This is a genomic window from Bryocella sp. (assembly GCF_058498515.1).
Map to the genome: position 1 here is coordinate 1 of NZ_JBMHYI010000014.1, position 14,550 is coordinate 14,550.

11 protein-coding genes are annotated in these 14,550 nt (G+C 62.5%); 4 read left to right on the forward strand and 7 right to left on the reverse strand.

Going from position 1 to position 14,550, the window contains the following annotated elements; translation table 11 throughout:
* Nucleotides 1–177 precede the first annotated feature (177 nt).
* Entirely contained in the window at nt 178–1,083 is a 906-nt protein-coding gene (locus AC5E6W_RS04235) for a menaquinone biosynthesis protein (protein ID WP_491751016.1), read from the forward strand.
* A 70-nt stretch (nt 1,084–1,153) separates the two neighbouring features.
* Here AC5E6W_RS04235 and AC5E6W_RS04240 read toward each other — a convergent pair whose 3' ends face one another.
* The 3 genes from AC5E6W_RS04240 to AC5E6W_RS04250 all read right to left on the reverse strand — a co-directional run bounded on the left by AC5E6W_RS04240 (nt 1,154) and on the right by AC5E6W_RS04250 (nt 4,838).
* Nucleotides 1,154–2,161, reverse strand: a complete 1,008-nt coding sequence (locus tag AC5E6W_RS04240) for a hypothetical protein (RefSeq protein ID WP_491751017.1) — start codon at nt 2,159–2,161, stop codon at nt 1,154–1,156.
* Between the two features lie 6 nt (nt 2,162–2,167).
* The gene (locus AC5E6W_RS04245; protein ID WP_491751018.1) at nt 2,168–2,728 is read right to left on the reverse strand and encodes a regulatory protein RecX; all 561 of its coding nucleotides are present in this window, start codon (nt 2,726–2,728) and stop codon (nt 2,168–2,170) included.
* 172 nt (nt 2,729–2,900) lie between these two features.
* Complete coding sequence (locus AC5E6W_RS04250) at nt 2,901–4,838, reverse strand: dipeptidyl-peptidase 5 (RefSeq protein ID WP_491751019.1); 1,938 nt, start codon at nt 4,836–4,838, stop codon at nt 2,901–2,903.
* Nucleotides 4,839–4,856: 18 nt separating this feature from the next.
* On the opposite strand from AC5E6W_RS04250, the gene AC5E6W_RS04255 reads away from it, so the two are divergent.
* On the forward strand, nt 4,857–5,261 hold the full coding sequence (locus AC5E6W_RS04255) for a hypothetical protein (protein WP_491751020.1): 405 nt from the start codon (nt 4,857–4,859) through the stop codon (nt 5,259–5,261).
* Between the two features lie 511 nt (nt 5,262–5,772).
* On the forward strand, nt 5,773–6,648 hold the full coding sequence (locus AC5E6W_RS04260) for a hypothetical protein (RefSeq protein ID WP_491751021.1): 876 nt from the start codon (nt 5,773–5,775) through the stop codon (nt 6,646–6,648).
* Nucleotides 6,649–6,688: 40 nt separating this feature from the next.
* Here the strand turns inward: AC5E6W_RS04260 and AC5E6W_RS04265 are convergent, their stop codons facing one another.
* The 4 genes from AC5E6W_RS04265 to AC5E6W_RS04280 all read right to left on the reverse strand — a co-directional run bounded on the left by AC5E6W_RS04265 (nt 6,689) and on the right by AC5E6W_RS04280 (nt 12,453).
* On the reverse strand, nt 6,689–9,094 hold the full coding sequence (locus tag AC5E6W_RS04265) for a M1 family aminopeptidase (RefSeq protein WP_491751022.1): 2,406 nt from the start codon (nt 9,092–9,094) through the stop codon (nt 6,689–6,691).
* Between the two features lie 107 nt (nt 9,095–9,201).
* A complete protein-coding gene (locus tag AC5E6W_RS04270) occupies nt 9,202–9,882 on the reverse strand; it encodes an HNH endonuclease (protein WP_491751023.1) in 681 nt (226 codons plus the stop codon).
* A gap of 69 nt (nt 9,883–9,951) precedes the next feature.
* A complete protein-coding gene (locus tag AC5E6W_RS04275) occupies nt 9,952–10,728 on the reverse strand; it encodes a ComF family protein (protein ID WP_491751024.1) in 777 nt (258 codons plus the stop codon).
* 408 nt (nt 10,729–11,136) lie between these two features.
* Entirely contained in the window at nt 11,137–12,453 is a 1,317-nt protein-coding gene (locus AC5E6W_RS04280) for a diguanylate cyclase domain-containing protein (RefSeq protein WP_491751025.1), read from the reverse strand.
* A gap of 265 nt (nt 12,454–12,718) precedes the next feature.
* Here AC5E6W_RS04280 and AC5E6W_RS04285 point away from each other — a divergent pair, with 265 nt between their 5' ends.
* The gene (locus AC5E6W_RS04285) at nt 12,719–14,548 is read left to right on the forward strand and encodes a thiamine pyrophosphate-binding protein (protein ID WP_491751026.1); all 1,830 of its coding nucleotides are present in this window, start codon (nt 12,719–12,721) and stop codon (nt 14,546–14,548) included.
* Nucleotides 14,549–14,550 lie beyond the last annotated feature (2 nt).

The following is a 14,550-nucleotide window of genomic DNA, read 5'->3' on the forward strand; positions in this document are numbered from 1 at the left end:
GATGTCCCACACGGAATGCGCGTTCTTGCGATACTCCACCATCTCTTCCAGTATCCAGCAAGACGCTGAAAGCACACCGCCTAAAGGCGGTGGGTTTAGACCGGGTGATGGAGACTAAAAGCTAAAAGTCCGATCATCGACTCCCGGAACGCCCCGGACCACGTTGCCGACTAAAATATGTTTGTGCCTCTGCGTGTCGCGGCGATCTCGTTCCTCAACCCCGCCCCCCTCCTCTACAACTTCGAGCACGAGCCCACAGCCACCGAGCTGCGCACGCGCTACGACATCGCGTACACCACCCCCGCGCAATGCGCCGCCCAGCTCCACGCCGGCGAAGCCGACCTCGGCCTCATCCCCATCGCCGAGCTCGACGGACACCTCGCCATCGTGCCCGGCTGCACCATCGCCTCGCTGGGCGAAGTCCGCAGCATCCTTCTACTCGTCAAGAACCCCCAAAACCTCAGCGTCGACGTAGCCCTCCACAACGTCCGAACCGTCGCCGCCGACTCCGCGTCCCGCAGCTCTCTCGCCTACGCCAAGGTCCTCTTCGCCCACTTCCACGACAACCATCCCGACTTCGTCGAGCATCCCGCAGACCCGCTCTCCATGCTCCAGCAAGCCGACGCCGCGCTCCTCATCGGCGATCCCGCGCTCCTCGCCCGCGAGCGGCGCGCTGCCATCGACCCCGCCGGCTCACTTCTCTGGCTAGACCTCGCCCAGCTCTGGCGGCAGCACACCGGCCTTCCCTGGGTAGCCGCCGTCTGGGCCGTCCGCCCCGAAGCCCTCAGCGATCACGGCGGCCCCAGCGGCGTCACCACACAACAGCTCATCGACGACACCAACAACAGCCGCATCGCCGGCAAAGCAAACATAGAAACCCTCGTCGCCGAGTGGTCCCCCCGCATCAACCTCCCCGAGCGGACTGTCCGCACCTACCTCACCCAAAACATCCACTACGACCTCGACGCCGACTGCCTCCGCGCCATCCAGCTCTTCCGCCAGTTGGCCGCACAGATAGACGCCCTGCCCCCACTCCCGCAACTCCCGATCCTGGGATCTGGCCAACTGGAATCTGGAATCTGAACTCCAAACTCCCAGCCCCAAACTCTTAACTCAATCGAACCTTTTCGCCAGCCGCCGCACACTGCGCGCGTCAGACATCCCCAATCCCCGGCCGCCAGGTAATCCCCTCCAGCTTCAGCACCGGGTCCCTCGTCGCCCGCAGCGAGCCAAACGTCTCCGCATAGCGCACCATCTCCATCGTGCTCACCAGCGCGTCGAACGCATCCTCGGACGCCTCCGCCTTGCGCAGCACCGTGCGCGTCAGCCCCGCAAACACCGCATCGCTCTTGCGCTTTTCCGCTAAGTAACTCTTCCGCGCGCTCTCATTGCTCTTCGCGACAGCCCCCGTCATCAGCCGCGTATACATCTCCACCAGCAGCGGCTTCGGCGCACGCGCGTCCAACGCAGCATGCTCATAAGGCCATATCCGAAATCCCGCCTCATGCAGCCTTAGCAGCACCGGCATCGCCCGCAAAGACCCCGTGCCCACGCTGCCCGAGCCACCAATCTGAAACGGGGACTTCGGCGTGATGCCGCGCATCTTCGCCGCCCGCACCGCATCGCCGCCCTCAAGCGCCTGCGCAAACTTGTTGTCGAAGTCGGTCGTCCGAAACATCCGCCGCAGCCCCACGCCACAAAACTGCTCAGGACGTTTATGCGGCGCGCCCCAAAACCTCTCATCCCGCGCGACCTCTTCGCACTCCCGCGACAGCCACCTTTCCCCATGCCCATCCACCACGCGCCGCCAGAACGCAAACACCGTCGCGCACCCATGCTCCGCCAGGAACCACGCCGGAAAGCTGAAGCAACAATCCAGGCTCACCACCATGCGCGGCGTCTCCCGCGCCAGCTCGATCAGCCAAGCCGCAATCTCCTCCCGCGTCCGCCCCGCCTCCAGCGCAACCCGCGGAGCCTTACCCTCTCGCCGCGTCCAAACCCCCGCCCAGATGTGCCGCCGCTGCCCTGCAGCATCCACCCGCCCCGACCAGTCAATCGCAATCAACCGCTCCGGAGCCGCTCCAACGCTGCGTCCCGCCGCGTCCTTTGCGTCCGCCGCGTTTGCAGTTGCCCTTGCTGTTGTCTTTCGCTTCGCTCTCACCCGAACTTAGACGCCCTCCGCCGAACCATCGCCATCATCCACGATCTCCGCTTCCTCGATCTCGCTCCCGCCCCAGTCCCTTAGCACCTTCCACACCGCGCGCGACGAGAACCCCGCCGCCACCAGCCGCCGCATGATCTTCGCCGTCTCCTTCTGCTTCTGCTCGCGGTCGCCGCTAGGAGCCTTCATCCGCTTCCGCTCGACATACTTCCGCGCTAGCGCCGCCTCATCAATCTCGTCATACGCCGTCGACAACGCCGCGCTCGCCACCGGCGTCGCGATGCCCTTCTGCATCAGCCCCTGCTGCACCCGCCGCCGCCCAAACTTCTCGTTCTCCTGCCGAGACCGCGTGTACTCCGCCGCAAACCGCTCATCGCTCAGGTATCCAAGCTCCTTCAGCTTCTCCATCACCCGCGCGACATCGTCCGCATCCTCCGCCCGCTCCGCAATCTTGTACCGCAGGTCCCGCTCACTCTTCATCTTCGAAGCCAGCGACTTCACCGCATGGTCCAGCAACTCCTCATACGGCAACGAAGGCTTCGGCTTATTCGATCTTCCAAACGACATAGATCCTATTGTCCTCTTTCACGCCCTCGTTGGCCTTTTTGCCGTCATCCCCGCCGTTGTTGTTGTCATCCTCAAAGAGGATCTGCTTTTCAGGACGGCCCAAACTCCCGTTGTGTACCTTGGCGTCCTTCGTGCCTTCGCGTTTTCCTTTGCTGTCGCTCTTACATCCGCTTCACTTCGTGCCCGCATACGCATTGCTATGCGTCCACTTGTCACACCAATCCCCGACCGTCTTCCACCAAAGCTCCGAGTTCTGAGGCTTCAACACCCAATGCCCCTCATCCGGGAAGTACAACATCTTCGACGGCACACCCAGCAGCTGCAGCGCCGTAAACAACTGAAGACCTTCACTCACATCCAGCCGATAATCCCTCTGCCCATGCACCACCAGCGTCGGCGTCTTCGCATTCCTGATATTCAGCATCGGCGACCACTTCCGAAAAGGATCCTCACCCGCCGGCCGATCATAAAAATCCCAAGGCCGCGCCGGCTTCGACTGCTCCACCACCCCATCCCCGGTTTCCCCTTGGCCCTTGGCCCTAGCTCCTTGGCCCTTCTCGAGCGGCCGAAACTCCCACTCGTTGAACCAAAGCTCTTCCGTATCCCCAAACGCCGCCTGCGGGTTATACATCCCGTCATGCGTCACGATGCACTTGAACCGGTCCGTATGCGTGAGCACCCAGTTCGCCATGAACCCGCCATAACTCGCCCCCAGCGCACACTCCCGCGACTTATCGATAAACGGGTAAGCCGCTTCCGCATAATCCAGCCCCTTCATCAGGTCGATGTAAGGCCGCCCACCCCAATCGCCGCTCACTTCCTCCAGGAACTTCTGCCCATACCCCGTAGACCCACGCGGGTTGATCATCACCACCACATATCCATCCGCCGCAAATAACTCCGGATTCCAACGGTACGACCAAGCATCGCCCCACGCCCCTTGCGGCCCGCCATGAATCAGAAACTTCAACGGATATTTCTTAGCCGGATCGAAGCCAGGCGGCTGAATCAGAAATCCCTCAACCTTTGTTCCATTCGCACCAGCAAACCAGAAGGACTCCATCTTCGGAAGATCGAGCCCTGCCAAATTCCGATCGTTCTCGTGAGTTAGTCGAGCCTCAACCGCCAGGACCGAACGGATGGGTCCACCATCGAACCGAAATCGCGGTATGCGCGCGCCGGTGTCATCAGCCTCTTCACGGTCGTCCAGCTTCAAGGAAACAACTTCCGCCGGCGCGCGTGCCGACATCATGGTTGCGACAAGTACGCCACTCTTGCCCGAGGCAAGCGAACCGTACTCAGCACCTTCGAGATGCTCTCCATCGCGTGCGAGATCGGAGTCACGTCCCATCTCGAAACCCCGGGTGCCGGAAGTCTGAACCGTGAGCGTTCCGCCACGAAGCGAGAAATCGAAGACATCCTCCGCGCCGTGTTGTGCTGCAGCAAATAGCAAATGATTCGAGTTATCCCCCCACACAAACTCATCAACCCAACCATCGAACTTATCCGTGAGGTTCCTGAGCGTTGGCCTCGGCTTGTCGGTGAGCGTCCCCCGATCCATCACCACCAGATCGAACTTATCGCTCTCGTACCCATTCCGAGCCTGCGACCTCCAAGCCAGCCACTTCCCATCCGGCGAGTACTGCGGCCCATCATCACTCCCCGGCGACGTCGACACCTTCTTCGCCGCGTGCACATCGCCCTCGGGATCCAGCACGAAGATGTCATTGTTCGTCGACTCCGCCGGCACCTTATCCAAATTCACCACATACGCAACCTCTTTCCCATCCGGAGCGATCGCATACCCCAGCGGCCCACCCAACGAAAACGTAGGCGCCTCGCGATCCCCCACCACGCTCGCCGGCGTCAGGTCCTTCGGCTCCAGCCCATACGGATCACCCTGCGAGAGCGCATGCTCCACGCTCGTCCAGAAGATGTGCGACCGCGTCCTGCCCTCGTAGTGGTCCCAGTGCCGGTACAGCAGGCTCTCGAAGATCTGCGCCTTCACCGGGCTCTTCTTCTCCGCCTGCGCATGCTGGAAGTTGCAGAGAGCTTCTTCGTGCAGCCGCTTCGCCGCATCCGCCGCCTTCGACTCGCACTCCGGATACACCGGCGCCGTAAACAGAAAATGATTCGAGTCAGGCGCCCAGATCGCCCCATCCGCACCCCAGGAATCGAGGGCAGCATCTGGTCGTCACTCAGCGTTCCCATCGCCTCATTCCACTTCGCCAGCCACAACTGCCCCTCACCCGCAGCACTCGAATACATCACCCACTTACCATCCGGCGAAAACCGCCCATTCGACTCGCCCGAGCCGCTGGTCACCTGCTTCTCCTTCGCCCCACTTGGCCCTTGGCCCTCGACCCTTGACCCTCCAAGCGGAACGCTCCAAAGATGGTTCACCTTCGAGTTCTTCTCCAGCGAAACATCCGTCACCGAGAACAACACCCACTTCCCGCTGGGCGAAATCTGCGGATCGCTCACCCGCTTCATCGCCATCAGGTCGGCAAACGTCATCGGTCGCTTCTGCTGAGCGAAGCCGGAAGGAACACCCGTCACGAAAAAAAGAGAGGAAAGAAGGAAACACGCCGCGATCTTCATCGCGATGAGTGTAGCGCGCAACCGCTGTGGCTTTTCTTGTTGTCATCCCCGAAGGGGATCTGCTTCTGTGTGTGATTCCCGAAGGGAATCTGCGTCCGCAACCCGCCATGAATCCGGGCGAAATCGCCACCAAAGCCCCGAGGTCACCGCCCTAAAACCATCGCAGCATTTGGCAGACTGACCTTCGCCAATCACTACAATAGAAGTAGTATCCAGGCCCAGGCCCGCAGCATCTGGCGACTGGCAAACTGGCATCTGGCATCCGGACCCAACACCCAACGACAAAACCCAAGGTCCCCCCCTAAAGTCTCCCCTTGGAATACTTTGACCCAAAAGGGGGGAGGGGGGTACCCACCTCCGGCGTCCCAGCGGAACCTTCCTCCGCCGCTCCCCGTCTACCTCAGAGGTAGGCTCACCACACCACCCGACCACCGACGCCCCGAATGAAGCTGATCCTCGCCACCGCCGCCCTCTGCCTCACCCTCGCCGTCCACGCACAGGAAGGCTTCGGCAAGCTCGACCCCACGCTCCCCTCCGGCATCACCGTCGACCAGATCATTCAAAAAATGGGAGCTCGCGAAAGCGAATTCGCCGCCGCGCGGCTGCAGTACACCTTCCGTCAGGAAGTGAAGTTCAACACCATCTCCGACGACACCAACAAGCCCGATGGAGAGTATCGCCAGGTCACCGACATCACCTTCGACAAGGATGGCCGCCGCCAGGAACACGTCGTCTTCGCGCCCGCCAACACCATCGAACGCGTCACCATGACCGAGAACGACTTCAAGGACATCGAGAAGCGTCTCCCCTTCATCCTCACCGCACCCGAGCTGCCCGACTACAACTTCCACTACGCTGGCCGCCAGAAGATCGACGAGATCGACACCTACGCCTTCGATGTCGAGCCCAAGCGTTACGAGAAGGGCAAGCGCTACTTCCAGGGCCGCGTCTGGGTCGATCAGCTGGACGACGAGATCGTCATGGTCAACGGTCTCAACGTCCCCCAGGACACCCGCCCCGGCCACGCCGATCTCTCACCACCCTTCACCACCTACTACGAGCAAATCGACGGCAAGTACTGGTTCCCCACCTACACCCGCGCCGAAGGCACCCTGCACTTCCCGCCACAAAACGGAGCCATGGCCGAGGACATCACCGTCCGCTCCATCATCAAGTACACCGACTACAAACAGTTCCACACCAACGTGCGGATTATCTACAACGGCGAAGACATCACCCACCAGAAGGACGATAACCAGCAGAAGCCGACGCAGACTCCACCGCCACCGTCGCCGCCAAAGGACAAGCCCCAGCAGTGAATCGGCCTCTCGAGGACGCAGTAGCTGCACGTCCTCATGATCACTCGCTCAACACATCCCCGTTGTAGTTCACCAGCAGCTTCTTCGCCCCGGAAGGCAGCTTGCCCAGGTTCACCGTGCGCTCGTACGTATCGTCGCCGCTGATAGGCGCCGCTCCGATCCGCGTGACCACACCGTTGTCCATCTGCAGATAAATGGGCACGATCATCTTGAAATCCTTCGACACCCCCGACTGCGCGAGCTTCAGGTGCATCGTGGTCTGTCCGTCAGCCACCGTAAACTCTCCCGTGATCGCGTAACGCGGAACCTCCGTGCCGTACACCCACTCGTTGAAGAACCAGTCGAGTTTGCCGTTGTGGTCAAGGTCCATCCAGGGTGGCAAGCCTTTCTCCATGGACGCCTTGAAGTCCTCCGTCGTCGCCGCCCGCCCCGAGTAGTCGTGCGTAAACCGCTTCATCGACTCGCGGAACGGCGTCTCGCCATACTTCGGCGTCCAGTACAGCATCTCCAGCATGTGCAGCACGTACGCGCCCTTGCAGTAGATCAGTTCCTGCGCCACCCAGTCCCCGGTCTTCTCGTTGTTCACGCGATAGCCCATCGTCAGCGGGCCTACATCGACGGGACGCTTGCCGTTCGCATTCTTCTCCAGCAGGTTGCGGTGCTGCTCCTTCCAGAACGCGCGGTACTTGTCCATCGTCTTCTCGGTCTGCTTCAGGTACACACCAGTGGAGAAGTTGGCAAAGCCCTCGCTCATCCACTGGTCGCGATAGCTGTCGAAGCCAATCAGCGAACCCCACCACTGATGCGCCACCTCATGCGGCGTCACCTCGTCCCAGTAGCTCCAATCATGCAGGTCGAGCCCCAACCCATGGCGCGCGGTCGCATCCCAGAACGCGCACATCGGAAGGTAGACCAGCATGGGCCACGACTGCCCGAAGTTGCACGCGCTCTGCTCCGTCAGCGCCACATGATCGAACGGCAGCGGCCCAAAGTAATCCGTGTAGATCTGGATCGCCGCCCATCCCTGCTCCACCTGGCTCTTGAGCAACATCGTGGTGTCCAGGCTGCCCAGCGCACCCTCGTTCGCCAGTGGCGCCACCGAGTCCGGTAGCGCAGTGTTCGCGTACGAGGTCACATCGAACCCCGCCGGGGTCTTCCGCGATGCCGTCTTGAAGTCGCCAAGATTGAACCCAGCCACGGGGATCGGCTTGTCCGTCGCCCACACCACGCGTGTGTTGTTCCCTTCACTGTCGCGGCTCACCTCTTTGCCAGTCGCCACAATCTGCAGTCGCCTGGGGATGTGGAACGTCATGCGGAAGTTGGTAAAGTCGCCGAAGCTGTTATGGCCCGAGGGGTACCAGCTCTCCCGCGCGCCCGTCTGCAGGTAATACATTCCCTCACCATCGCGACGCACCGCATCCTTCCCGGCGTAGCGCGTGAGGATGCGCACCTTCTGTCCGGCCTTTGCCGGCTGCGCCAGCACCACCGCAAACTGCGGGTCGTAGTCCTTGTTCTCCTGGATGAAGTCCAGCGCCGCACCGCTCTCGTCGAAAACACCGCTCACCCGCAGCGTAGGAAACAGGTTCAGCGGCAGCACCCGGGTCTGGTCGCGTGTGACGGTAAACGTCGTCTCCGTCGAGCCGATCAGATTCCCGGACTTCTCAATCGTCACATCGGGCCGCTCCTCGACGATGCGCAGCGGCACCGCCACCTTGCCCGGATTCTTCATCCGATAGCCGGCCCACACGTCATACGTGAAATCGTCCCACGTGGCCAGCGACACCTGGTCGGGCGAGTCGTCTGGGTCGACCGTGAACAACACGTTGTGCCCGCTGAAGGCGCCGCCCATGCGGAACGACGCCAGGAAGAACGAGCCTCCTCGATCCGGAACGATGTCCTCCAGCAGCCGCTCCTCGAGATTCAAATGCAGGTGCTGCCGAAATCTCGTCGCACTCTCGCTGGAGATATGCGAAGCTTCACTCGAAGCCCCTGCGGTTCCTGCCGCCGCCTTCGTGATCTCCGCCGCCGTCTCATCGGTGAACCGCAGCAGCAGCGACGTGAAGTCCTGCTCCAGCTCGCCACCCTTGGTGAAGTACGCCAGCGAGTGCTGCTCCCGCGCATCGTTGACCCGGAGGCTGAAGTGCCCTTTGCCGACAAACGCTGCTCCCGTCACCCGGCCATTGATCGCCGGATAAAGATAGAACGCTCCATCGTGAAAGGTGAACTTCGATCCTTCGCGCTCAAGGACGAACTCCTTCACCGCGACGCCGGCTGCTCCGGCCACGCTGGAGCGAAGGATGCCGTACTCGGAGAGCGCGTTCGCGGGACGAGGCGCGCCTGAAGGATGAATCCCCGCAGGATCATCCGCAGGGCCGACGGAAGCCAACACGGAAACAGGGGCCAGGACCGCGACCGCGGCCAGGAACATCACAACAGATTTCGGCATGGCAGCAAAAATAGCAGAACTGCCGCCAACCGACCAACATTCTTAGGAGCAAAACTCCCAGGCATGGTCGAAGTTCGCCCATGCCCCATCTGTCTTCCGAACCCACCTCATGCAGCCGTCTCGCTCTCGAAGAACAGGTACTTCCTCCAGTTGGCATCGGCGGAGCCAATCATCCGCATGATGTGCCGGGACGTATGCAGCGTGAACGGCCGCGGCTCGCGCGTCAGCTTCATGTCCTTCAGCTCGTGGAGCAGTTGGCTGCCTTTGCGGCGGTTGCAGTCGCGGCAGCAGGCCACCAGGTTCTCCCACGTCGACAAGCCCCCGCGGCAGCGCGGCAGCACATGGTCCAGCGTCAGGTCTGCCGCGATGAACACCTTCATGCAGTACTGGCAGGTGTTGCGGTCGCGTAGCAGGATGTTCTTCCGCGAGAGCGCCCGCGTCTGGTGCGGGATGCGGCGATACTCCAGCAGCCGGATCACCGACGGCATCTGCATCGCCGAGCGCTGCGAGTGCAGCATCGATCCCTGCTGCTCCTCCGTGCGCGCCACGCCCTTCAGCACCAGCACCAGCGCGCGCCGCGCGCCGCAGATGTTGATGGGCTCGTAGCTCGCGTTCAGCACCAGCACCGGGGTCTGCATCGGAGGCTGGCGAAAGACTCCGGCGCGAATGTCGATAGCCTCCGCACGCGCCGTCAGCGGCTCTGGCGGCGTATGGTGGCTGCGGTTGCGCTTGCCTCGAAGCTTTCCGTTGCTGGTGTGCCCTTTGCTCGTGGGTTTGCCCGCATGCATCTTGCTCTCTCCTCCGTCGGTCTGGTCCGTGAAGTTAGTGCGTCTGATGTTGGCGTTCCTGTACCGCGTTCAGCCTGGTCGTGGATCCTGAGGCAACGCCCGATCGTGCGATGACCGGGAAGCTCGTGGTGGCGCTGCGCTCCAGAAGGCGACTCCAGCCTGCGCATCCGGGTCCACCGTGCGGGCCCACGTCGCGACCCATACCTTCGTCGCCCCGGCACGAAGCAACACGCGCGTGCACTCGCGCGCCGTGGCGCCAGTGGTAAGGATGTCGTCGATGAGCAGCACTTCGCGGCCGTGGACACCAGCTTTGTCCGTTACTCGGAAAGCTCCGCGCAAGCCCGCACGCCGAAGATGTGGCGCGAGCGGATACAGCTCATGCGTGTCGCGAGTGCGCTCCAGCGCCGAGGCGTTGAGCGTCAGCTTCCATGCCGGGCGATCACTCCGCAGCACCGCCAGCCCAGCCTCGGCCAGCAACAGCGCCTGGTTGAAGCCACGCCGGCGTTGGCGAGCGCGGAAGAGCGGTACCGGCACAACCAGCAACTCGCCCGCCGCCTGCAACTCAAGCTGCAGGATCGCCGTCGCCATGCCCCGCCCCAGCACCTCGCGTGCGATTGGCTCCACGCCATCGAACTTGAGCATATGCAGCAGGTCGCGATTCCCGCCGGAGTAAGGCGCGAACGCAACCGCGCGGGAGAAATCTGGCGGAGAGATGCGGCAGGCAGCGCAACGGCCCTCGCCCCAGCCTCCGCTCATGCGGACGCTCTCAGGCGCAAGCAGGTCGCCACAGCAGGCGCACAACGCGAGGCCCATACCGGCCCCCGAAGGCAGCGCTTCGATCCCCAAGAGACAGCGCTCGCAGACCGGCGCGGGACGAAGCGTGGTGAGTGGACCGCCGCATAGATGGCAATCAGAGGGGATAAGAGTAGTGGCTAAATCGACGGCTGCCGTGCGACTCGCAGCCTGCACGCGAGCTGTGCAACTTCGCAGCACACGCGTGACCGCGAGCCATCCTGCGGCGCTCACCGTATGGCCAGGTGGACCGGCATTCCCGAGCTGGAAAACCTTCGCACGAACGTCGAAGACGAACCTCACTCGCGGCGCAGCGAGAAGAAGCACCAGCTGTGCCGATACCCCGGAGTATAACCGCGAACGATTTCCACAGCAAAAATCCACAGCCCCGCAGGTTCCCTCGCAGGAACACTGCTTGCCGTAACGCATTGAGAAGCCGAGAAGAGCCGACCGAAAGAAAATTTAGCTCGCAAAGAAACTCAACACAGCTTCGTGCTCACGGAGCCGACCCTTGTCGCGGTACATGCTCTCGTCGGAGAGCACATAAAGCTCCTCGGCCGAATCCGCATCGTCCGGGAAGATCGCCGCGCCGATCGCCACCTGCAGCGTTGCTGGGCGGTCGCCCTCGCGGGTCGGCAGCGGAAACGGCGAATCCTCGATGAGGCTGCGCATCTTCTGCACCAACGCCTCGCAGCGCACGGTCACGGCGTCCGGGCGTGAGGCATGGGAGAGCCCGCTGTCCACGTCCTCCAGGATCACGGTGAACTCGTCGCCACCCAGTCGCGCCACCGTATCGGACTCGCGTGTGGCATGTCCCAGCCGGTCCGCAACCTGTTTCAGCAGCGCGTCCCCGGCGGGATGGCCAAAAGTATCGTTCACCTGCTTGAAGCCGCTCATGTCCAGGCTCAGGAGCAGCACGCGGGTCTGCCGGCGACGGCTCCGCGCCAGCGCACTGCGCAGCCGGCTCTCGAAGAGCGTCCGATTCGCCAGCCCAGTCAGCCCATCGTGCAGAGCCGCGTATTCATTGGTCGCCACGCGCTCTTCCAGCGAATAGATGAGCACGCCGAACGTCACGAGATAGCGCTGCAGATCCCACACCTGGTCCAACAGCAGAGCCCATGCGGGCCGGTGCTCAGCGATCCACGGATGCACCAGAAAGCACATCGCCCACATCGCGAAGCTGGCAGCCACGACCCACGTGCCGCGGCTCTTCCGGTTCAGCCGGAATGCGAAAGCAAGCGCTGTGATGGCAAAGACAGAAGAGAGCGAGAGATAAGCGCCCAGGCGCTTCGAGCCAAAGAGCCCTGCCAGCACAATGCCCCACACCAGCGCCTGCGCCTGCGCCTCCGGCAGGGTCTTGCGGAAGGCGACCGCCAGCAACGGAGCTCCGATGAGCCCCACCAGCGCACACCCGAAGTACACCCATTGCTGAGGCAGCGCGAGACCGTAGCAGGTGAGCAGAAGAATGTGCGGCAACGCCGTGAGCAGAAGGTACCAGCGGCCTGTCGCATAGCGGCTGTGCTCTCCCGCTGATGACCGGAGGAAGACGATGCCCGCGAGAAAGTAGGCATCCAACGCAACGACATGAGCGAGCTTATGAGTCAGCGGCGTCAAGCCCGTTTGGTAATACACAATCCGCGAAAGCCCTTCGAGCACGATCAGCAGCAGGCCGCCGACCCAGAGCCGGAGACGTCCGCTGTCATTGCGGTCATGCACACGAGCCAGCACGAACGTCATCCAGGCAATGCCGAGGAAGCTTGGAATCGCGAGAAAGTTCATGCGCGCCACCTCCGGCACGGGCCCAACCTCAAATCACTTCCAGTCATACCGATACTCAGCCTTATCCATTGATTCTACAAAGCCCAGGGAGTGCCTCTGTCCCACAACGGTAGTCCCATGCTCACCCATCTCTGGCGTCGTGCGCGCTGTCGCCACTGCTCATACTGACTTCTGCGACCGAACGACGCATCTCATACTTGCAATGAGTCTTCCACCCGTCTGGTAGCAGCTTTAACGCCCACGCAACATGTACCATGAGGAACAGATGAAGCTTTCTGACTACGTCATGAAATTCGTCGCCGACCAAGGCGTCTCGCATGTATTTCTGGTCACCGGTGGCGGAGCGATGCACCTCAATCAGTCGCTCGGGGCCGAGACCCGCATCACCCCCGTATGCAACTCCCACGAACAGGCCTCCGCGATCTGCGCCGAAGGCTTCGCCAAAGCCGTCAACGGTCTCGGCTGCTGCATGGTCACCACCGGGCCCGGCGGCACCAACGCGGTCACCGGAGTCGCAGGAGCCTGGCTCGACTCTACCCCCGTGCTCTATCTCTCCGGACAGGTCAAGCGTCCTGATCGCATGTTCGATGCCATCACCGGCAAACCGCTGGGCATGCGCCAGCTGGGCGTGCAGGAAGTCGACATATGCTCGATCGTCGGCCCCATCACGAAGTACGCCGTCACCGTTCTTGAACCCGGCGACATCCGCTATCACCTCGAGAAGGCCGTGTACCTCGCACTCAATGGCCGCCCCGGCCCGGTGTGGATCGACATCCCGCTCGACGTGCAGGCCTCGCCCATCGACGAGACCTCCCTGCGCGGCTTCGACCCCGACGAGTATGCCCACGCCGACTTCATCCGCGGCACCTCGAACGTCCCCGAAGAAGTACTTCGGGCGATTGAGGCCTTCAACGCCTGCGAGCGTCCATTGCTCTTCTGCGGCAACGGCGTTCGTCTCGCCCGCGCGGAGAGGGAGTTCGAGGAGCTGCGCAAGTACCTAGGCGTTCCTACCGTCGCGACCTGGTGCGCAGCGGACCTTGTCCCCTCCGACGATCCAAGCTACGTGGGACGCCCCGGTACCGTCGCCGCCCGAGGAGCGAACTTCGCTCTGCAGAACTGCGACTTCCTGCTCAGCCTCGGCGTGCGGCTCGACATGGCCATCACCGGTTACGCTCCGCAGAACCTCGCGCGCGAAGCCCACAAAGTCGTCGTCGATATCGATGCCGCCGAGCTCGGCAAGCTCCATCCGCACATGCAGCAGCCCGTCTGCGCCGATGTGAAGGACTTCCTGACCGAGCTCCTAAAGCACAAGGACAAGCTGAAGCCGCGGGACTTCAAGCCCTGGTTAGCCCGATGCGCCGACTGGAAGACGCGCTACCCCGTCGTCACAGAGGATCACCGCAAGCCTGAGGGCCCGGTCTCGATCTTCAACCTCGCCGAGGTCCTCGGCTACGCCGTCAAGCCCGAAGACCGGCTCGTCGTCGGCAACTCCGGCTCCGGCATCGAGATCTACCTGCTGGCCTGCCCCACGCTCCACTCCCAGCGGCTGTACCACACCGCCGGCCTGGGAGCGATGGGCTACGCCGTCCCCATGGCGATCGCCGTGGCGACCGCCAACCCCGGCCGCGAGGTCGTCGCGGTCGATGGCGATGGCGGCTTCCAGTTCAACATCCAGGAGCTGGAGACGATCTCGCGGCTGCAGCTCCCCATCAAATTCTTTGTCCTCAATAACGATGGCTACTCGTCCATCCGGGCTTCGCAGAAGGCCTACTTCGGAAGCGCCACCATCGGCGCCGATGCACGCACAGGCATCAGCATTCCCGACCTTTCCAAGGTCGGTGCGTCTTATGGACTTGGCACGTATATCATTGCGGATCAAACCCACCTCGTAGAAGAAGTGAACAAAGTCCTCGCCATGCCCGGGCCCGTTGTGTGCGATGTTCGTGTGATCCCTGACGAACAGCGCGCTCCGCGACTCCAGAGTTATCAGCGTCCCGATGGATCCTTCGTCTCGAAGCCCCTCGAAGACCTCTTCCCGTTTCTTTCCCGCGAGGAGTTCCTCGCCAACATGATCGTGAAGCCCTTGCCTGAATAGAG

What these genes read in the sequence shown, in the direction of transcription:
- AC5E6W_RS04235 (WP_491751016.1), top strand. Translation starts at nt 178, where the DNA reads ATGTTTGTGCCTCTGCGTGTCGCGGCGATCTCGTTCCTCAACCCCGCC.
- AC5E6W_RS04245 (WP_491751018.1), bottom strand. Translation starts at nt 2,728, where the DNA reads ATGTCGTTTGGAAGATCGAATAAGCCGAAGCCTTCGTTGCCGTATGAG.
- AC5E6W_RS04255 (WP_491751020.1), top strand. Translation starts at nt 4,857, where the DNA reads ATGATTCGAGTCAGGCGCCCAGATCGCCCCATCCGCACCCCAGGAATC.
- AC5E6W_RS04260 (WP_491751021.1), top strand. Translation starts at nt 5,773, where the DNA reads ATGAAGCTGATCCTCGCCACCGCCGCCCTCTGCCTCACCCTCGCCGTC.
- AC5E6W_RS04265 (WP_491751022.1), bottom strand. Translation starts at nt 9,094, where the DNA reads ATGCCGAAATCTGTTGTGATGTTCCTGGCCGCGGTCGCGGTCCTGGCC.
- AC5E6W_RS04270 (WP_491751023.1), bottom strand. Translation starts at nt 9,882, where the DNA reads ATGCATGCGGGCAAACCCACGAGCAAAGGGCACACCAGCAACGGAAAG.
- AC5E6W_RS04280 (WP_491751025.1), bottom strand. Translation starts at nt 12,453, where the DNA reads ATGAACTTTCTCGCGATTCCAAGCTTCCTCGGCATTGCCTGGATGACG.
- AC5E6W_RS04285 (WP_491751026.1), top strand. Translation starts at nt 12,719, where the DNA reads ATGAAGCTTTCTGACTACGTCATGAAATTCGTCGCCGACCAAGGCGTC.